Source organism: Brevundimonas sp. AVps23W, from assembly GCF_058681395.1.
On the sequence record NZ_CM178738.1, the window covers coordinates 930806 to 948089 of the forward strand.

The window sequence follows — 17284 nt, forward strand, 5'->3', positions numbered from 1 at the left end:
ACGCCGTCTTTTGACCGCGTCCGAAAATCGCCAGCCCTTGGATGTGGATTCGATGTCAGATGACTCATCCAGATAGGAGATCAGAATGACCGACCAGACACGCCGCGCCCAAGTCTTCCGCGACCTGCATCGACAGGGCGGTCTGATCCTGCCGAACGCCTGGGACGCCGCCAGCGCGCGGGTGTTTCAGACCTCAGGGTTCGCCGCCGTGGCCACCACCAGCGCAGGCGTCGCCTGGGCGCGCGGCGCTCGCGACGGCGAGGGTCTGACGCGCGCTGAGATGATGCGGGAGATCGCGACCGTCGCCCGCGCCCTCGATCTGCCGCTGAACGCCGATGTTGAGGCTGGTTACGGCCCTACCGCGGTCGATGCGGCCGAGACCGCGCGCCAGGCCTGGGCCGCCGGCGCCGTCGGGGTCAATTTCGAGGACGCAGACTATGCTGCCCCCGGCGCCCTCGCATCGGTTTCCGATCAGCAGGCCCGCATCGCCGCAATGCGCGCCGCCGCGCCTGAAATTGTCATCAACGCCCGCACGGACGTCTTCCTGTTGGGGTTAGGCGACAGCGAGGCCATGCGCGTCGGGATGGCGATCGAACGGGGTCGTGCCTGGCTGGAGGCCGGGGCGGATGTCGTCTTCCTGCCGGGCGTGACCGATCCCGCCGTCGTGAAACGTCTGGTCGATGGCGTCGGCGGGCCGATCAGCCTGATGGCGGGGCCGGACGCGCCGCCGGCGACGGCGCTGTTCGCGGCGGGCGCTTGTCGGATCAGCACTGGTCCTTACCCGATGCTCGCCATTCTGGAGCGGTTGAAAGGTCTGGCCGACGGACTGGCCGAAGATTGGTCGGCGATGTCGCCCGCCGGAGACGGCTTGACGAAAATCAGCATCGTCTTTGGTTGATCACGGCGACGGTGTGGGCGGATAGGGCTCGCATTATCGCGTTCGCTTCCCCAATATTGTCGCTCGCATATCAGGGGACACGATGGCCGAGGCGGCGACGGGACTGGATCTGGGGGCGGCTGCCGCTCTTCTGGCGGCGGGCGTCATCGCCGTGCCGGTGTTCAAGCGGGTCGGACTGGGCTCTGTGCTCGGCTATCTGGCCGCCGGGCTGGCCATAGGGCCGTTCGGACTGAAGCTGTTCCGCGAACCCGAGACCATCCTGCATGTTGCTGAGTTCGGCGTGGTCATCTTTCTGTTCATCATCGGACTGGAGATGCGGCCCAAACGCCTGTGGGGGCTTCGAAAGGAGATCTTCGGCCTGGGCGCGGCCCAGGTGTTGTTCTGCGGGCTGATCCTGACCCTGACGGCCATGCTGACCGGGTTTTCCGCCCCGGTCGCCTTTGTCGGCGCCATGGGCTTCGTCCTGTCGTCCACCGCCGTCATCATGCAGATGCTGGAAGAGCGCGGCGAGATCGCGGGCGGCCCCGGACAGCGGTCCGTGTCCATCCTGCTGTTGGAGGACCTGGCCATCGTGCCGCTTCTGGCTATCGTCGCCATTCTGGCCTCGGTGCTGGGCGTGGCGAACGAGCAGGCGCCGCCGCTGTGGCAGACGATCGGCTTCGCGGTTGCTGCGGTCGGCGGCGTGCTGCTGGCGGGCAAATATCTGGTCAATCCGATCTTCCGCCTACTGGCCCGATACGGCGGTCGCGAGGTGATGACGGCGGCGGCCCTTCTGGTCGTGGTCGGCGCCGCCTGGGCCATGTCCCTGGGCGGACTGTCGATGGCCATGGGCGCCTTTCTGGCCGGGGTGCTGTTGTCTGAATCGACCTTCCGCCATCAGTTGGAAGCGGATGTGGAGCCCTTCCGCGCCATCCTGCTGGGCCTGTTTTTCCTCAGCGTCGGCATGTCGCTGGACCTGTCGGTGGTGGTCGCCGACTGGCGTCTGGTCGTCGGCGGCGTGGTCGCCTTCATGGCGGTCAAGGCGGCGGGCATCTATGTTGTGGCCCGCCTGTTCAAGGCCTCGCACCACGAGGCGGTTGAACGGGCGGCCCTGTTCGCCCAGGGCGGCGAGTTCGCCTTTGTCCTTTACGGCGCGGCGGTGACAGCTGGTCTGTTCGACGCCCAGATCGGCGCCATGCTGTCGGCCATCGTCATCCTGTCCATGGCCCTGACGCCCCTGACCAGCCTGTTCACCGCACGATTGCTGCCCAAGCTGACCGTGTCGGCCGAGGACGCCGACGGTGTGGACTTCGCCAAGGATCTGCGCGGTCAGGTCCTGATCATCGGCTTCGGCCGCTTCGCCCAGGTCGTGTCCCAGCCCCTGCTCGCGCGCGACGTGGACGTCTCGATCATCGAGAACGACGTCGAGATGATCCAGGCCGCCTCCCAGTTCGGGTTCAAGGTCTATTACGGCGACGGCGCCCAGCTGCACACGCTGCGGGCCTCGGGCGCGGACGAGGCCGAGATCGTCCTGGTCTGCGTCGACAAGCCCGAGGTCGCCGACCGCATCGTCGAACTGGTCAAGTCCGAGTTCCCGACGACCAAGATCATGGCCCGCGCCTTCGACCGGGGCCATTCGATGCGCCTGATCCAGGCCGGGGTCGATTATCAGATCCGCGAGACCTTCGAGTCGGCGCTGAAGTTCGGCGAGCGCGCCCTGGTCGAGCTGGGCATGGACGAAGGGCAGGCGGCCGAGACCATCGGCGACGTCCGCCGTCGCGACGAGGCCCGGCTGGACCTGCAACTGACCGGCGGCATCAAGGCCGGGCGTCAGCTGATGCGCGGCAATATGCCGACGCCGCAGCCCGCCCCCTACGTCAAACCGCGCCGCGAAGGTCGTCTGCTGAACGAGGACGAAGCCGGCCCGCCGTCTCCCCGCGAGACGGCGGACACCTAGTGGTGGAGGCGGCCGCGACGATGCGCTAGAGCGACCATTCCCGTCTTCCGAGGTCGCTCCATGAAACGTCTCGCCATCGCCGCCCTGGCGCTCCTCGCCGTCGTCGCGCCCGCCGTCACCGTCGACGCCTGGGGCAATACCGGACACCGGCTCATTGGCGTGGCGGCGATGCGGGCTCTGCCTGACGCACTGCCCGCGTTCCTGAAGACTCCCGGCGCCATCGCCGACGTCGGCGAGTTGGCGCGCGAACCCGACCGCTGGAAGGGCGCGGGCCAGCCGCATGACCGCGAACGAGACACCGCGCACTTCATCGATCTGGACGATGAGGGGCATGTCTTCGACCAACGCGGCATGACCCTGGGCGAACTGCCGCGCCTGAAGTCCGAATATGACGCGGCCCTGACCAAGGCGGGGCTGGACGTCGATGATGCCGGCTACCTGCCCTACGCCATGATCGACGCCTGGCAGAACCTGGGCCGCGACTTCGCCTATTGGCGCGTGCTGAACGCCGCCGAGAAGCGCGAGACCAATATGGAGCGCCAGGCCTGGTACCGGGCGGACCGCCAGCGCCGCGAGGCGCTGATCCTGCGCGACATCGGGGTGATGGGCCACTATGTCGGCGACGGGTCTCAGCCGCACCACACGACGATCCACTACAACGGCTGGGGCGACTTCCCGAACCCCGAAGGTTTCACCAATTCGCGCCAGACCCACGCCCTGTTCGAAGGCGAGTTCACCAACCGGGTCGCCCGTCTGGACGCGGTCGAGGCCGCCATGCCGGCCGCCAATCTGGACGGTTTCGACGTCAAGGCCCGCACCGTCTCCTATCTGACCACGACTGTAGGTACGGTCATCCCCTTCTACCGACTGGAGAAGGCCGGCGCCTTCCGCGACAGCGACCCGCGCGGCGCGGCCTTCGTCAACCAACGTCTGGCGGCCGGCGCGGCCGAGCTGCGCGACTTCATCACCGCCGCCTGGACCGCTTCGGGCAGCGCCTCCATCGGCTGGCCCGCCGTCAAGGTGGCCGAGGTTGAGGCCGGAACCGTCGATCCCTGGATCGCCATGGTCGGTGAAGACTGATCTCGGTTCTGATGATCGGGGGTGGTGAATAGTGCTAGTGAGCGAGAAGTGAGCGTGTCGCGCGTGCGTGAATGTCTCGGCTCACCTCTTGCTCACTAGCGCTCTTCACTCATCACCTCGCCAGTACCCACGCTCCATGTCCGATTTCACGCCCCCCGCCGTCATCCTCGACAAGTCACAGATGGCCGAGAACATTGGCGCCGTAGCGCGAGTGATGGCCAATTTCGGCCTGTCGGACCTGCGTCTGGTCACGCCCCGCGACGGCTGGCCCCAGGAACGGGCCTGGGCCACGGCCTCGGGCGCCGACTGGGTGCTGGAGGGGGTGCGGGTGTTCGACAGCGTCGCCGAGGCGGCCGCCGACCTGAACACCGTCTTCGCCACCACTGCCCGCCCGCGCGAGACGCGCCAGCCCGTTCGCACCCCGCGTGAGGCCGGCCGCATCCTGTACGATGACACCGCCTCCGGCCTGAAGACCGGCCTGCTGTTCGGCGGCGAGCGGGCGGGGCTGGAGACGACCGACATCGCCCTGTGCGCCGGCATCGTCACCATCCCCATCGATCCGAAACACCATTCGCTGAACCTGGCCCAGGCGGTGGCGATCAACGCCTATGAGTGGCGCACCCTGATCCTGGACGCCCCGCCGCCCCGCTTCCGCGACAGTGAGCCGCCGGCCTCGAACGACCTGCTGGTCGGCATGTACGAACATCTGGAGGCGGAGCTGGAGAACGGCGGCTTCTTCTATCCGCCCGAGAAGAAGCGTTCGATGAGCCAGAACCTGCGCGTCATGCTGGGCCGCGCCGCCTTCTCCGAACAGGAGGTCGCCACCATGCGCGGCGCCATCCACGCACTGGCCAAAGGGCGGGGGCGGGTGCTGGCCAAGCTGGCGGCCGAGCGGGCGGCGAAGACTGAGAAGCCGGACGCGCCCGAGTGAAGCCGCTGCTGATCTATCCGTTGGCGGCGCTGGCGGAGATCGGCGGCTGTTTCGCCTTCTGGGCCTGGCTGAAGCTGGATCGGTCGCCGCTATGGCTGGCGCCGGGCGTGGTCTGCTTGATCGCCTTCGCCTGGTTGCTGACCCTGGTCCCCAGCGACGCGGCAGGCCGGGCCTTCGCCGCCTATGGCGGGGTCTATATCTGCGCGTCTCTGGTCTGGATGGCTGTGGTCGAGAAGACGACGCCCGACCGCTGGGACCTGATCGGCGGGGCGGTCTGCCTGATCGGGGCGGGGATCATCCTGTTCGGGCCAAGGGGCTGACCTCTTCTTCTTTCGTCATTCCGGGCGAAGCGAAGCGGAGACCCGGAACCCAGCGGCGCGCGATAGCGCGAACCTGTCGCGGACTCTGATCTTCGAACAAGCGGCGTAAGGATTTCGCCTTCGGCGCCGCTGGGTTCCGGGTCTTCGGACCAAGCGGCCCTTCGCCCGGAATGACGAAAGCAGGAGGCGCCTCACCTCGCCCCCAGCAAATCCGACCAGCGCCAGCTCCCCTTGCCCAGGGCGATCCGCGCCCCGTCGACGCCGTCCTCCAGCTTCAAGATGGCGAGGCCGGTCATCCGCTGGTTCTTGCACTCGGCCGGAGCGAAGGCGACTTCTAAGGCGATGGCCTGGCGCACGCCGGCCAGGCCCTTGCCTGACTGGTTGCGGCTTTGCAGCCAGTCGCCGTCCCAGACCAGCATGGCTCGGCCTGAAGCGTTCATCTCCTGGCTGGCGGCAATCACGGCGCGGCGCACGGCGGCGTCGTCGCGCACCGCGTCCTGAACCCAGCGCACCATGTCGCAGGACCCGCCGCCCGAACCGGGGCCTGATCCCGTTCCGCCGCTGCCGCCGCTCCCGCCTACCCCATTTCCCCTGCCACCGCCTGGTCCCGCGCCCACCGTCGTCGCGCCCGCCAGCTGCGCCGCGCCGAGCAGGGGCAGGGGCGGTCCTGGCGGCCCGGGGGCGGCGGGCAGGGGCTCCACCTCGGGCGGAACCCGGTCCACCATTTTTCGCGGCCGCGCCGCCGCGACGGCGGGCGGGGCGCGTCGGGGGGCGGGCTTGGCCGGGGCGGCGCTCTCTGCTGCTGCGGCCGGGGCGTCTGGCGTGGGTGAAGGATCGGGCGCTGGGATGCGGGCGGGTGGGGGCGGCGGAGGGGGCGCGACCAGTTCGACCACGATCACCGGTTCCGGCGTCGGCAGGGTCAGCGTCTCAGGCTGGACGGCGGTCATTATCAGCACCAGGGCCGCGTGTCCGACCAGCACCGGCGCGATCGCCAGCGCCCGTCGTCTCGTCGCTGCCGCGCTCAATCGCCTATCCGTGATACGGTGCGAGACGTCGTTCGCATGTTCATCCGCGACGAACCCCTGTAAAAAATCACGACGACCTGTTGAAAACATTCAGTCGCGTCAGGAACGTGGCATGGGTTCTAATACAACTGACTGCTGATAAAGATCAGTGATAGATCCGGTCGTCCGCCATACGGCGTAGCCTGCTGGCGGGCCAACGTACCGGCTCGCGCTATGGTTCCGATAAGGCGCAATATTTGTGAGAAATGCGCGTTCATATAACGGCTAAGCTGACATTTTACCGCCCAAAGCGCGTCATTACTCCGCCTTCTCGCCTACCGCAGTTTCATCTGGCGCATGGAACTGGGCGTGGCGCTCCCAGCAAGAAGGAGACATGAACTTGAGCAGATCGAAACTCAGGACGGCGGTCCTCGGCGGCGCCCTCATCGCCCTCGGCTTCGCGGCCAGCGGCTGCGCCAGCCATCGTTTCGTGCGTGATCAGGTCGAGGTGGTGGATACGCGGGTGACCGGCGTCGAAGGCACGGCGGGCCAGGCCCTCCAACGCGCCAACGACGCGCACAAGCTGGCGGAAGGCAAATTCCTCTATCAGGTCGTCCTGTCGGACGATTCGGTGAAATTCCCGACCGACGCGGCGGCCCTGTCGCCCGAAGCCGAGCAGCGCCTGGCCCAGTTCGCCCAGCGTCTGCAGGGCGAGAACAAGAACGTCTATCTGGAGATCCAGGGCTATACGGACGCGACCGGGACGCCCGAGCATAACGACCAGCTGGGCGAGCAACGCGCCGAGGCCGTGCGTCGCTTCCTGAACCGTCAGGGCGTCGCCCTGAACCGGATGGCGACCATCTCCTATGGTCAGGAACAGCCGGTGGCCTCGAACGACACGCCGGAAGGCCGTTCGCAGAACCGCCGCGTGACCATCGTCGTCCTCGCCTAACCGGCGGACGGCCCGAGACCGGCGGCCGCCTCGCAGCGGCCGCCGTTTTCGCGTCTACAGGGTCTCGAAGAAGGCCGGCAGGACTTGCGTCGCCGGGCCATAGACCCCCTCGTCGAACAGGCGCGCGCCTTGCGTCGGCTCCAGATTGATCTCCACCGTCCGCGCCCCGGCGTGACGGGCCAGCTGTACGAACCCCGCCGCCGGATAGACCGCGCCCGAGGTGCCGATGGAGACGAAGAGGTCGCAGGCCTCCAGCGCCGCCTCGATCCGCTCCATGGCCAACGGCGTCTCTCCAAACCAGACGATATGCGGCCGAATCCGCCCCTGCGGATGATGCGGCGAGGCTTCGTCCGCCGCCATGTCGCCGGGCCAGTCCATCACCACGCCCGACCGGGTGCAGCGACCTTTGAGCAGTTCGCCGTGCATATGGATCAGTTCGAACCCCGCCGCCGGCGGCGTCTCGGCGTGCGCCCGGTCGTGCAGGTCATCGACGTTCTGCGTCACCAGCAGGAACTCCCCCTCCCACCGCGCCGCCAGCTCGGCCAGGGCGTGATGGGCGGCGTTGGGCTGAACCTGCGCCAACTGCCGCCGCCGCTGATTATAGAAGTCCTGCACCAGGGCCGGGTTCGCCGCATATCCCTGCGGCGTCGCCACATCCTCGACCCTGTGCCCGCACCACAGACCATCGTCCGCACGAAAGGTAGGCACGCCGCTCTCGGCCGATATGCCGGCGCCGGTCAGGACGACGAGGTTCATGATGTGATCGTTTGCCTGACCTGTGGCTCGCTCAGCAAGCGCCGAAGTTCGCCAGATAGGCGGGGTAGTCGGGCCAGCGAAACCCCATCGGCGCGCGACGTTGTTCCAGCTGTTCCGGGTCTTCCGTCGGTGCAGGGACCATGCGGCCGGCGACGCATTGTATCTGTGTGCCGTATCGCTGTGGGCGGTTTTCGGCGACGGCGATGCGGTCGTACATCATCGCATACTGCCACTTCAGCGCCTCGCCACGGTCGGCCATCGCTTCCAGCGCCGGCAGAAACCGCTTTTGCAAGGCCGTGTCGGCGTGCTGGATGACCAAGAAGGCCCCGGTCGCCGCCTCCTGGCCGTAGGTCGCATTGGAAAACCAGCCTTCGGGCGGAACCAGCGACAGAACGGTGGTCACGGTTTCGTCGCTGATGGCGTCCAGCCGTGCTTCGGCCTCGGTCCGGGCGGCGAGCCGATCCGTTTCGGAGAGCGCCGAGAGATCGACGCTGTGCATCGCCTTCAGTGGTTCCTGATCCAGCGTCAGCGCCAGCTCTAGCTGATCGCGCGGCGTGGGATTCGGGGGCAGGATCGCCTGCTTGGCGCGCGCGGTCGCGATGGCCTCGGTCAAGGGACGAAGCGCCGCTTCGGCGGCGGGGGACAGGTCGCCCAAGCTCAAGGCGGCGGCGAGGAACCAGGCCAGCATGAAGCGCTTCTCCGTTGCCGGACGAGACTATCGAGGCGCGTGGATGATGCAAGTCCGTCGTGTGCAATCCCGCCAGCGAACCTCACTTTCGCCGCAAGCGTCTGCTATGTTGATTCTGGCGTCGGCGATGTCAGGTCGAGCTGACAAGAATGTACGAAAATACACTCAAAAAAAATGTGATTAGACAGTGTATTCCCCGGCTGGCGTTCAGGCCGCCGCTCGTGACAAACAGGCTCCAACCAAGGAGCCCCCGTCATGAAGACCCGCGCCGCCGTCGCCTTCGAAGCTAAACGCCCGCTTGAGATCGTTGAGGTCGATCTGGAGGGGCCCCGGGCGGGCGAGGTCCTGATCGAGATCAAGGCCACCGGCATCTGCCACACCGACGCCTATACGCTGGACGGTCTGGACTCCGAGGGGATCTTCCCCTCGATCCTGGGCCATGAGGGCGCCGGCGTGGTGGTCGAGGTCGGGCCGGGCGTGACCTCGGTCGCCGTCGGCGACCACGTCATTCCGCTGTACACGCCCGAATGCCGCCAGTGTAAGTCGTGCCTGTCGCGCAAGACCAACCTCTGCACCTCGATCCGCGCCACCCAGGGCAAGGGTCTGATGCCCGATGGGACCAGCCGCTTCAGCTACAAGGGCCAGGCCATCGCCCACTACATGGGCTGCTCGACCTTCTCGAACTACACCGTCCTGCCCGAGATCGCGGTCGCCAAGATCCGCAAGGACGCCCCCTTCGACAAGGCCTGCTACGTCGGCTGCGGCGTGACCACCGGCGTCGGCGCCGTGGTCAACACCGCCAAGGTCGAGCCGGGCGCCAACGCCGTGGTCTTTGGTTTGGGCGGCATCGGCCTGAACGTCATCCAGGGGCTGAAGATGGTCGGCGCCGACATGATCGTCGGCGTGGACATCAACGGCGATAAAGAGGAGTGGGGGCGTCGCTTCGGCATGACCCATTTCGTCAATCCCAAGGACGTCTCCGACGTGGTCGCCCATCTGGTCGAACTGACCGGTGGCGGCGCCGACTACACCTTCGACTGCACCGGCAACACCGTGGTGATGCGCCAGGCGCTGGAAGCCTGCCATCGCGGCTGGGGCGAGAGCATCGTCATCGGCGTGGCTGAATCCGGCAAGGAGATCGCCACCCGCCCGTTCCAGCTGGTCACCGGCCGCGTCTGGCGCGGTTCCGCCTTCGGCGGCGCGCGCGGCCGCACCGACACGCCGCGCATCGTCGACTGGTACATGGACGGCAAGATCGAGATCGACCCGATGATCACCCACACCTTCCCGCTGGAGGACATCAACAAGGCCTTCGACCTGATGCACGCGGGCGAGAGCATTCGATCTGTGGTGGTGTTCTGATCCAACGCATCCACGTCACGGGCAATGCCAGCAGCGGCAAGACCACGCTAGCCTCGGAGATCGGCCGATTGTTCGATCTGCCCGTCTTCGGGCTGGATGCGGTTGTCTGGGAGGCCGGATGGCGCAAGGCTTCGTCGGAGAAGCGCGAGAAGGCCGAGCGAGATTTGATCGCCAGGCCAGCCTGGGTGATAGACGGCGTGTCTGCGCGAGTGCGCGAGGCGGCGGATGCCGTCATCTTTCTGGATGTGCCGCGCGGGACCTGCCTGCTGCGCTGCGCCAGACGGAACTGGCGTTATCTGTTTCGCAGTCGCCCCGGTCTGCCGGAGGCCTGTCCTGAAATCCTGATCGTTCCGCAACTGGTCAGCATCATCTGGCGGTTCCCGGAACGCGTGAGGCCGGGCATTCTCTCGGACATCGAAAAGCGGCCTGACGCGAGATTTCATGTCGTGACGGCAGCGGACCGAACGGCTGCGCTCCAATCTCTATCGGCGCGGATCGCCTGAGGACGGCTTGCGTGCAGGTCAGTTAGTTGTCTAAGAAGACGGACTTGGATCGGGAGGTTTGACCATGTTCACCCACGTAACTGTCGGGGCCAACGACATCGAGGCGTCGCGCCAATTCTATGATGCGGCGCTTGGCGCCTTGGGAGTCGACCCTGGGCAGGGACCGGACCCCAAGGGCCGTTACTGGTGGCGCACGCCGCGCGGCGCTTTTGCGGTCGGCGCGCCGATCGACGGCGAGCCGGCCTGTCACGCCAATGGCGGCACCATCGGCTTCGCCGCCCAGACGCCCGAGATGGTCCAGGCCTTCCATGACGCCGGCGTCGCCGCCGGCGGTCGCGCCATCGAGGATCCGCCGGGTGAGCGTCAGGGAGCGTTCGGCACGTTGGTGCTGGCCTATCTGCGCGATCCCTCGGGCAACAAGATCTGCGCCATGCACCGTATGGGGTGAGGCGCTTGGTGCGGTGATAGCGTCGTGCTATCATAAGGGATGGCCCAGGTTCTCGTACGCGATCTCGACGACCGCATCGTCGCCCGTCTCAAGGTGATGGCGAAGGCGCAGAACATTTCCCTGGAGCAGAAATTCAGGGACATGGCGGCGCGTGAGGTTCAACTCGCCGAGGAGCGGTTTGAACAGGTCGCTGCTCGCGTTCGCGAAAAGCTGAAGGGCTCGACCTTGGACAGCACGGCGCTCATTCGCGAGGATCGTGATCGGTGAGCCGGGCGGTCTTCGACGCCAGCCTGATCCTGAAATGGTATTTGCCGGACGACGCGCTGTTCGAGCGAGCCGTCAGCATCAGGCTTGGCGTGGATGCGGTCGCGCCGGCCCTGATGCTTGTGGAGTTGGCGAATGCGCTTTGGAAATATGTCCGCGCTGGCTTGCTCGATATCGAGGAGGCCTGCGCAGTCGTCGCCAGCGTGTCCGACCGAATAGAGACGACGCCGGATATCGACCTGCTGGAAGACGCTCAGCGCCTGAGCGCGAGCCTGCAGCATCCCGTTTACGACTGCCTGTATCTGGCCTTGGCCTCAAGGGAACGGCTCCCGCTGGTGACTGTGGATAAGAGGCTGGCCGCCCAGGCGAATTTGTTGGGCCTCGAAGTGACGCTTCTGGAGCAGAGCAAATGACCCTTGAAACCACCAAGACCCATATCGTCCACGGCGGAACCCTGCGCTATCTGAAGCACGACAGCGCGACCACGGGCACGCCGATGACGCTGTCGGTCTTCGTTCCGGGCGGGCAGGGGCCGTTCCCGGTGTTGATCTGGCTGTCAGGCCTGACCTGCACCGAGGACAATTTCACCACCAAGGCCGGCGCCTACCGCGCCGCCGCCGAGCATGGCGTCATCATCGTCGCGCCCGACACCTCTCCGCGCGGCCCCGATCTTGAGGGACGGGCCGTGGCGGATGATCCGGCCTATGATCTGGGGCAGGGCGCGGGCTTCTATGTCGATGCGACCCAGGCGTCGTGGGCGCCGCATTTCCGCATGGAATCCTATGTCACGGACGAGTTGATCTCCCTGATCGATGCGGAGTTCCCGACCACCGGCGTCCGGTCGATTTCGGGCCATTCAATGGGCGGACACGGGGCCCTGACCCTGGCGCTGAACCATCCGGATCTGTTCCGGTCGGTCTCGGCCTTCGCCCCCATCTGCTCGCCGACCCGCTGCGCCTGGGGCGAGAAGGCTTTCACCGCCTATCTGGGGGAGGACCGCGTCGCCTGGGATCGTCACGACGCGGCCAGACTGATCGAGGCCGGCGCGGCCAAAGACGTCTATGACGACATCCTGATCGACCAGGGCGACGCCGACAGCTTCCTGACCGACCAGCTCAAGCCCGAACTGCTCCAGGCCGCCGCCGACGCCGCCGGTCAGAAGGTCACCATCCGGCTGCAACCCGGCTACGACCACTCCTACTTCTTCATGACCAGCTTCATCGCAGACCACATCGCCTTCCACGCTGAACGGTTGAAGGCCTGAGGGGATGACGCGCCTCGGGCCGGTCCTGATGCTCGGGCTGTTCTTGGCCCTACACGCCTCTTTGGCGGCGGCGCAGGAGCAGGTTGGCGATCTCGACTGGCGTCCGCAGGTGGCCGCTCCGGCCTATACAGCCGATGGGCCGCTGATCCGCGTCGATGAGGGGCATGGAAGCCTTCAGACCATCGACGGCCGCTACGCCGGGTTTGCCGCTCTCATGCGGGCCGACGGCTATCGAGTAGACGCCGGGCGAGGGCGGCTGGATGCGCCCGGCGCGCTGGACGGCGTCGCGGTGCTGGTGATCGCCAACGCCGCCAGCCCCGAGAACGGCTCTCGTGTCTCCGCCTTTGATGAGGCCGAGATCGAGGCCTTGGCGCAGTGGGTTGAACGTGGCGGTTCGCTGCTGCTGGCGGCTGATCATGCGCCGCATGGAACGGCGGCCGAGGCGCTGGGCATGAGGTTCGGCGTGACGATGGGCAAGGGCTACGCCTTTCAATCGGCGCTCCACGACGTCACGACCAATCTGGTCTTTCCACGACAGGCGCTGGGGGATCACCCGATCATCGCCGGTCGCGGGGGCGGCGAGGGCGTCCAGGTCGTCAAGACCTTTACCGGCCAGTCCCTCAAGGGCCCCGCCGGATCGACCGTGTTGCTGGCGATGAGCGACGACGCTTTGGAAGCGCCGGATCTGGCGACCCTTCAGGTCATTCGGCAGCGCCTGCGTGCGGGCGAGAATGCGGATGTCGTGAAGGCAGAGCTGACGCGGCCCGCCCTTCTCGCCCAGGGCGTCGCCTTCCCGTTCGGCGCGGGCAGGGTCGTGGTGTTGGGTGAGGCCGGCATGTTGACGGCGCAGATCGTGCGCTTTTCCGATCAGCCGGACCGCCAACCCTCTCGCTTCGGCCTGAACACCGACGGTCATGACGACCAGCAGTTTGCGCTGAACCTTATGCACTGGCTGTCGCGTATCCTCCCCTGATGCTAGAGGGGCGCGATGAGCGCCACCGATCCCTACGAGCCGATGTTCTCCGCCCTGTGCCGCGAGGTGGGCTATTGCCTGCACGAGAAGGGGCAGAAGCGCGTGATCGCCGCCTTGCCGAACGGGCTGGACGCCGCCGTTCGCGCCGTCTTCGCTGCGGAGGGCGTGGACGAGCCGAATGCGCCGGGCGATGTTAAGCGCGCCGTGCGCGAATGCCTGAAGGCGAACTTGCCAGCTTAGCCGTTCCCGGCCGATAAGTCGGAACGAATCCGGGCGATGGTGCTTGGGTTATGCAAACGGGCGCCTAGATGAGGCGCATCGGAAATCTGTCGCGAGGAACTCCAATGGCCTTCACCCTGCCCCCGCTGCCCTACGCCTATGATGCGCTGGAGCCGGCCATCGACAAGGAGACGATGACCTTCCACCACGACAAGCACCATCAGACCTATGTCGATAACCTGAACAAGGCGGTCGATGCGGATCCGGAGCTTCAGGGTAAGTCGCTGGAAGAAATCTTCACCAGCATTTCCACCGCCCCCAAGGCTGTCCGCAACAACGGCGGCGGCCACTGGAACCACAGCCTGTTCTGGGAGCTGCTGGCTCCCGTCGATCAAGCCGGCCAGCCTTCGGCCGAACTCGCCGCCGCCATCGACAGCGACCTGGGCGGCATGGACAAGTTCAAGGAAGACTTCAACGCCGCCGGCGCCGCCCAGTTCGGTTCGGGCTGGGCCTGGCTGATCGTCCAGAACGGCAAGCTGAAGATCACCTCCACGCCGAACCAGGACAATCCGCTGATGGACGTCGTGGAAGAGCGTGGCGAAGTCATCCTGGGCGCCGACGTCTGGGAACACGCCTATTATCTGAAATACCAAAACCGCCGCGCCGACTATCTGAAGTCCTTCTGGTCGGTGGTGAACTGGAACAAGGTCAACGCGCTGTACGCCGCCGCTATCTAAGCCTGCCCTAGGCGATTGGATGACGCCCGCTGGAACCTCCGGCGGGCGTTTTCGATTCAGCCTGCACACAGGAGTGGAACGATGCGGATTCTTATGGCGACGGCGGCCGTGACGGCCCTGGCCCTGGCGGCCTGCTCTCCGGCGGGGAACGACCAGAAATCGGGCGAGCCGGCCCCGCCGAACCCGACGCAGACGGTCGCTGCTCCGGCGGAGAAGCCGGTCTATCGGTTCAAGATCGGCGCCCTAGACGCCATCGCCCTGTTCGACGGTCAGAATCCGGTCCCGAACGACAACAAGGTCTTCGGCGTCGGCCTGACGCCCCAGGCGGTCGCCGGCCCCCTGACCGCCGCCGGACAACCGGCCGATCCCATCATGCTGGAGATCCATCCGTTGCTGGTGCGGAACGGCGCTCGAACCATGCTGTTCGACACTGGCTTGGGTGCGGGCAAGGGACAGTTGATGCAGAGCCTGAAAACGGCCGGTGTCGATCCGGCCAGCATCACCGACGTCATGATATCGCACGGTCACCCCGACCATGTGGGCGGTCTGATCGCCGACGGCGCACTGGCCTTCCCCAATGCGGCGATCCGGATGTCGGAGGCCGAGTGGGCGTCGATCCGCGCCAATCCGGAAATGGCGGAGCTGGTTCGCGTCATTACGCCCAAGATCCAGACCTTCCGTCCTGGCGACGACGTTGCGCCGGGCGTGAACGCCCAGGACACGGCGGGTCATACCCCAGGTCATGTCGCCTATCTGATCGCCGATGGGCAGAACCAGCTGCTGTATACGGGCGACCTGATGCACCATTGGGTCCTGTCGGTCGAACATCCGGAGTGGGCTGTCGGCTATGATGACGATCCGGCGGCGGGCAAGAAGGCGCGTCTCGACCAGATCACCGCTCTGCGGGCGTCGGGCGCCCATATATACGCCTATCATTTCCCCTTCCCGGGACTGGGGAAGGTGCAGACCCGCGAGGGACGGGCCGTCTTCATCACCGAAGCGCAGCCGGCGACCTGATCACGGTCCGGGCGTCGCGGGCTCAGCTCAGCGACGCCTCGCGTGATCGTTCCGTCATCCGTTCGGCATGATGCCGGCGCAGGACGCGGCGTTGACGCAGCAAATCGTGGATGCCGTCGGCGAGGTCCAGCAGCTGGTTGTCGGAAAGAGGCTCCACCAGATCGATCAGCTTTTGCTTCAGATCGTCGAAGGCCTCATCGGTCAGGCCGGTCGAATACGTCATGTCGCCCTCCGCAACGGCATCCGGAGATAGGCCTCCGACGACAAGAAAACGGCTAAGCCTGCGGGGTTCCCGACCAACGTGCTTAACGATCCACATGGCTTGACTCTGGCCGGCTGTGTGGCGATAAGCGCCGCCTTCCACGTTTCCGGTTCGCCGGACGCGGGGATTGATGACGGAAGATGCGTGGACCGCCGTTGAGATCGCATTCCCAATCGAGGGGATGCCGGGCCGTATCGTCGAAAAGAGAATAGAATGTCCAAGCGCCACAGCGCCAAATACAAGATCGACCGCGCCATGGGTGAAAACCTGTGGGGTCGCGCCAAGTCTCCGGTCAACAAGCGCTCCTACGGTCCCGGCCAGCACGGCCAGCGTCGCAAGTCGAAGGTTTCGGACTTCGGTCTGCAACTGAAGGCCAAGCAGAAGCTGAAGGGCTACTACGGCAACATCACCGAGAAGCAGTTCGCCAAGACCTATGACGAGGCCGCCCGCCGCAAGGGCAACACCTCGGAAAACCTGATCGGTCTGCTGGAATCGCGTCTGGACGCCATCGTCTACCGCGCCAAGTTCGTCCCGACCGTCTGGGCCGCTCGCCAGTTCGTCAGCCACGGCCACGTCCTGGTCAACGGCAAGAAGGTCGACATCGCCTCTTACCGCGTGAAGCCGGAAGACGTCGTCACCGTGAAGGAAAAGTCGCGCAACATGGCTCTGGTGCTCGAAGCCCAGCAGTCGTCGGAACGCGACGTGCCGGATTACCTGGAACTGTCGGATCGTTCGTTCTCGGTCCGCTACGTCCGCGTGCCGGAACTGACCGACGTGCCGTACGCCGTGAAGATGGAACCGAACCTGGTCGTCGAATACTACGCGTCCTAAGGGAAGCGTCTCCGGCGCGGGGGTCGTCCTTCGGGCGACTTTCGCCGCCGCAGAGATGTTGAGTTTAAAAGGGCCTCGGATCCGTCCGAGGCCCTTTATCTTTCAGCCGGTTCCCTTCCAGGGCGAACTGGCGCATCCTCGATCTATTCGGGGATCGACGAACAGGGGAGGCCGCCAAGCGATGCGCGCCGTCTTCAAATCTCTAGCGATCGTTGCGGCCTTGTCGGCAGGCGTCTCCGCCTGTGCGGTCGGCGCCGACGCGCCCAGCGTATCCACCGCCGGAATGCCGGGGGCGTTGGAGCCAATTCACGCCGCCGCCTTCACCAAGGACGCTGCGGTGTTCTGGGTCAGCTCCAACGGCTGCACCCACAAGGAAGACCTGATCCCCATCGTCAGCATCAAGGGCGCCGACGCGGTCATTACCCTGCGGCGGATCGACGAGGACACCTGCAAGGAGCCTCTGGTCCATGGCGTCGAGCTGAAATGGTCGTTCGAGGAACTGGGCCTGGCTCCCGGCTCGCCCGTCAGCGTCAACAACCCCTACCAGCTGCCCCAGACCTGACGGCCCCGAGGCGAGGCCGCGAGGCGAGAAGAGCTGGCTCCTAAGCCAGGCTTCCGTCGGCAGGGAGACGTGATCAAGACCGGACCTTTCCGATTGTTCACCTGGCTTGCTGAAAATTCACGTGCCTGTGCGCCCGCCACGCGTCACAAAAGCCTCAAGCTTCATTAGGGGATCACACCAATGCTTCGTCTTGCTCTCGCTATCGCCATCGCCGCCCCGCTGCTGTCGGGCTGCATCATCGTCGCGACTGAAAAGCCCACCACGCGGGTGATTACGA

General features: G+C 66.0%; 22 protein-coding genes. 18 read left to right on the forward strand and 4 right to left on the reverse strand.

Features of this window, described 5'->3' with window-relative positions:
• Positions 1 to 85: 85 nt before the first annotated feature.
• The 5 genes from ACW177_RS04535 to ACW177_RS04555 all read left to right on the forward strand — a co-directional run bounded on the left by ACW177_RS04535 (position 86) and on the right by ACW177_RS04555 (position 5165).
• Positions 86 to 898 (forward strand): isocitrate lyase/PEP mutase family protein, encoded by an 813-nt coding sequence (locus tag ACW177_RS04535; protein WP_492027450.1) that lies wholly within the window; start codon positions 86 to 88, stop codon positions 896 to 898.
• Positions 899 to 980: 82 nt separating this feature from the next.
• Positions 981 to 2834 carry a monovalent cation:proton antiporter-2 (CPA2) family protein gene (locus ACW177_RS04540; RefSeq protein WP_492027451.1) on the forward strand — a complete coding sequence of 618 codons (1854 nt, stop codon included), beginning with the start codon at positions 981 to 983 and terminating at the stop codon, positions 2832 to 2834.
• 60 nt (positions 2835 to 2894) lie between these two features.
• Positions 2895 to 3914 (forward strand): phospholipase C/P1 nuclease family protein, encoded by a 1020-nt coding sequence (locus tag ACW177_RS04545; protein ID WP_492027452.1) that lies wholly within the window; start codon positions 2895 to 2897, stop codon positions 3912 to 3914.
• 136 nt (positions 3915 to 4050) lie between these two features.
• The gene (locus tag ACW177_RS04550; protein ID WP_492027453.1) at positions 4051 to 4845 is read left to right on the forward strand and encodes an RNA methyltransferase; all 795 of its coding nucleotides are present in this window, start codon (positions 4051 to 4053) and stop codon (positions 4843 to 4845) included.
• The gene (locus ACW177_RS04555) at positions 4842 to 5165 is read left to right on the forward strand and encodes a YnfA family protein (RefSeq protein ID WP_492027454.1); all 324 of its coding nucleotides are present in this window, start codon (positions 4842 to 4844) and stop codon (positions 5163 to 5165) included. Before ACW177_RS04550 ends, ACW177_RS04555 begins: the two co-directional genes overlap by 4 nt.
• A 191-nt stretch (positions 5166 to 5356) precedes the next feature.
• Here ACW177_RS04555 and ACW177_RS04560 read toward each other — a convergent pair whose 3' ends face one another.
• Entirely contained in the window at positions 5357 to 6190 is an 834-nt protein-coding gene (locus ACW177_RS04560) for a hypothetical protein (RefSeq protein ID WP_492027455.1), read from the reverse strand.
• A gap of 373 nt (positions 6191 to 6563) precedes the next feature.
• Between ACW177_RS04560 and ACW177_RS04565 the strand changes: the two genes are divergently transcribed.
• Complete coding sequence (locus tag ACW177_RS04565) at positions 6564 to 7121, forward strand: OmpA family protein (RefSeq protein WP_373878070.1); 558 nt, start codon at positions 6564 to 6566, stop codon at positions 7119 to 7121.
• Positions 7122 to 7175: 54 nt separating this feature from the next.
• Here ACW177_RS04565 and ACW177_RS04570 read toward each other — a convergent pair whose 3' ends face one another.
• Both ACW177_RS04570 and ACW177_RS04575 read right to left on the reverse strand, forming a co-directional pair.
• On the reverse strand, positions 7176 to 7877 hold the full coding sequence (locus ACW177_RS04570; protein WP_492027456.1) for an NAD-dependent deacylase: 702 nt from the start codon (positions 7875 to 7877) through the stop codon (positions 7176 to 7178).
• A 31-nt stretch (positions 7878 to 7908) separates the two neighbouring features.
• Positions 7909 to 8565: a DUF6624 domain-containing protein gene (locus ACW177_RS04575; protein WP_492027457.1), complete on the reverse strand. Its 657-nt coding sequence runs from the start codon at positions 8563 to 8565 to the stop codon at positions 7909 to 7911.
• Between the two features lie 255 nt (positions 8566 to 8820).
• Here ACW177_RS04575 and ACW177_RS04580 point away from each other — a divergent pair, with 255 nt between their 5' ends.
• The 10 genes from ACW177_RS04580 to ACW177_RS04625 all read left to right on the forward strand — a co-directional run bounded on the left by ACW177_RS04580 (position 8821) and on the right by ACW177_RS04625 (position 15352).
• Positions 8821 to 9927, forward strand: coding sequence for an S-(hydroxymethyl)glutathione dehydrogenase/class III alcohol dehydrogenase (locus ACW177_RS04580; protein ID WP_492027458.1), 1107 nt, complete (start codon positions 8821 to 8823; stop codon positions 9925 to 9927).
• A gap of 68 nt (positions 9928 to 9995) precedes the next feature.
• Positions 9996 to 10430 carry a P-loop NTPase family protein gene (locus ACW177_RS04585; RefSeq protein ID WP_492027459.1) on the forward strand — a complete coding sequence of 145 codons (435 nt, stop codon included), beginning with the start codon at positions 9996 to 9998 and terminating at the stop codon, positions 10428 to 10430.
• Between the two features lie 64 nt (positions 10431 to 10494).
• Positions 10495 to 10878, forward strand: a complete 384-nt coding sequence (locus ACW177_RS04590) for a VOC family protein (protein WP_492027460.1) — start codon at positions 10495 to 10497, stop codon at positions 10876 to 10878.
• 39 nt (positions 10879 to 10917) lie between these two features.
• Positions 10918 to 11145 carry a FitA-like ribbon-helix-helix domain-containing protein gene (locus ACW177_RS04595; RefSeq protein WP_372705154.1) on the forward strand — a complete coding sequence of 76 codons (228 nt, stop codon included), beginning with the start codon at positions 10918 to 10920 and terminating at the stop codon, positions 11143 to 11145.
• Positions 11142 to 11555, forward strand: a complete 414-nt coding sequence (locus tag ACW177_RS04600; protein WP_372705153.1) for a type II toxin-antitoxin system VapC family toxin — start codon at positions 11142 to 11144, stop codon at positions 11553 to 11555. Before ACW177_RS04595 ends, ACW177_RS04600 begins: the two co-directional genes overlap by 4 nt.
• On the forward strand, positions 11552 to 12406 hold the full coding sequence (fghA, locus tag ACW177_RS04605) for an S-formylglutathione hydrolase (protein WP_492027461.1): 855 nt from the start codon (positions 11552 to 11554) through the stop codon (positions 12404 to 12406). Before ACW177_RS04600 ends, fghA begins: the two co-directional genes overlap by 4 nt.
• A gap of 4 nt (positions 12407 to 12410) precedes the next feature.
• Complete coding sequence (locus ACW177_RS04610; RefSeq protein WP_492027462.1) at positions 12411 to 13379, forward strand: DUF4350 domain-containing protein; 969 nt, start codon at positions 12411 to 12413, stop codon at positions 13377 to 13379.
• A gap of 15 nt (positions 13380 to 13394) precedes the next feature.
• The gene (locus tag ACW177_RS04615; protein ID WP_426024789.1) at positions 13395 to 13619 is read left to right on the forward strand and encodes a hypothetical protein; all 225 of its coding nucleotides are present in this window, start codon (positions 13395 to 13397) and stop codon (positions 13617 to 13619) included.
• A gap of 104 nt (positions 13620 to 13723) precedes the next feature.
• Positions 13724 to 14335 (forward strand): superoxide dismutase, encoded by a 612-nt coding sequence (locus tag ACW177_RS04620; protein WP_492027463.1) that lies wholly within the window; start codon positions 13724 to 13726, stop codon positions 14333 to 14335.
• Positions 14336 to 14416: 81 nt separating this feature from the next.
• A complete protein-coding gene (locus ACW177_RS04625; protein WP_492027464.1) occupies positions 14417 to 15352 on the forward strand; it encodes an MBL fold metallo-hydrolase in 936 nt (311 codons plus the stop codon).
• Positions 15353 to 15374: 22 nt separating this feature from the next.
• On the opposite strand, the gene ACW177_RS04630 is transcribed toward ACW177_RS04625, so the two are convergent.
• Entirely contained in the window at positions 15375 to 15575 is a 201-nt protein-coding gene (locus ACW177_RS04630) for a hypothetical protein (RefSeq protein ID WP_492027465.1), read from the reverse strand.
• Positions 15576 to 15827: 252 nt separating this feature from the next.
• Here ACW177_RS04630 and rpsD point away from each other — a divergent pair, with 252 nt between their 5' ends.
• Together rpsD and ACW177_RS04640 are read left to right on the forward strand one after the other, a co-directional pair.
• Positions 15828 to 16445 carry a 30S ribosomal protein S4 gene (rpsD, locus tag ACW177_RS04635; protein WP_271164458.1) on the forward strand — a complete coding sequence of 206 codons (618 nt, stop codon included), beginning with the start codon at positions 15828 to 15830 and terminating at the stop codon, positions 16443 to 16445.
• Positions 16446 to 16626: 181 nt separating this feature from the next.
• Positions 16627 to 17007, forward strand: a complete 381-nt coding sequence (locus ACW177_RS04640) for a hypothetical protein (protein WP_492027466.1) — start codon at positions 16627 to 16629, stop codon at positions 17005 to 17007.
• Positions 17008 to 17284: the final 277 nt, after the last annotated feature.

Bases quoted from the DNA above. Each gene is read 5' to 3' on its own strand.
- ACW177_RS04630 (WP_492027465.1), bottom strand. From the start codon at position 15,575: ATGACGTATTCGACCGGCCTGACCGATGAGGCCTTCGACGATCTGAAG.
- ACW177_RS04545 (WP_492027452.1), top strand. From the start codon at position 2,895: ATGAAACGTCTCGCCATCGCCGCCCTGGCGCTCCTCGCCGTCGTCGCG.
- ACW177_RS04590 (WP_492027460.1), top strand. From the start codon at position 10,495: ATGTTCACCCACGTAACTGTCGGGGCCAACGACATCGAGGCGTCGCGC.
- ACW177_RS04595 (WP_372705154.1), top strand. From the start codon at position 10,918: ATGGCCCAGGTTCTCGTACGCGATCTCGACGACCGCATCGTCGCCCGT.
- ACW177_RS04570 (WP_492027456.1), bottom strand. From the start codon at position 7,877: ATGAACCTCGTCGTCCTGACCGGCGCCGGCATATCGGCCGAGAGCGGC.
- ACW177_RS04625 (WP_492027464.1), top strand. From the start codon at position 14,417: ATGCGGATTCTTATGGCGACGGCGGCCGTGACGGCCCTGGCCCTGGCG.
- ACW177_RS04540 (WP_492027451.1), top strand. From the start codon at position 981: ATGGCCGAGGCGGCGACGGGACTGGATCTGGGGGCGGCTGCCGCTCTT.
- ACW177_RS04615 (WP_426024789.1), top strand. From the start codon at position 13,395: ATGAGCGCCACCGATCCCTACGAGCCGATGTTCTCCGCCCTGTGCCGC.
- ACW177_RS04550 (WP_492027453.1), top strand. From the start codon at position 4,051: ATGTCCGATTTCACGCCCCCCGCCGTCATCCTCGACAAGTCACAGATG.
- fghA (WP_492027461.1), top strand. From the start codon at position 11,552: ATGACCCTTGAAACCACCAAGACCCATATCGTCCACGGCGGAACCCTG.
- ACW177_RS04535 (WP_492027450.1), top strand. From the start codon at position 86: ATGACCGACCAGACACGCCGCGCCCAAGTCTTCCGCGACCTGCATCGA.
- ACW177_RS04610 (WP_492027462.1), top strand. From the start codon at position 12,411: ATGACGCGCCTCGGGCCGGTCCTGATGCTCGGGCTGTTCTTGGCCCTA.
- ACW177_RS04640 (WP_492027466.1), top strand. From the start codon at position 16,627: ATGCGCGCCGTCTTCAAATCTCTAGCGATCGTTGCGGCCTTGTCGGCA.
- ACW177_RS04620 (WP_492027463.1), top strand. From the start codon at position 13,724: ATGGCCTTCACCCTGCCCCCGCTGCCCTACGCCTATGATGCGCTGGAG.
- ACW177_RS04565 (WP_373878070.1), top strand. From the start codon at position 6,564: ATGAACTTGAGCAGATCGAAACTCAGGACGGCGGTCCTCGGCGGCGCC.
- ACW177_RS04580 (WP_492027458.1), top strand. From the start codon at position 8,821: ATGAAGACCCGCGCCGCCGTCGCCTTCGAAGCTAAACGCCCGCTTGAG.
- rpsD (WP_271164458.1), top strand. From the start codon at position 15,828: ATGTCCAAGCGCCACAGCGCCAAATACAAGATCGACCGCGCCATGGGT.
- ACW177_RS04575 (WP_492027457.1), bottom strand. From the start codon at position 8,565: ATGCTGGCCTGGTTCCTCGCCGCCGCCTTGAGCTTGGGCGACCTGTCC.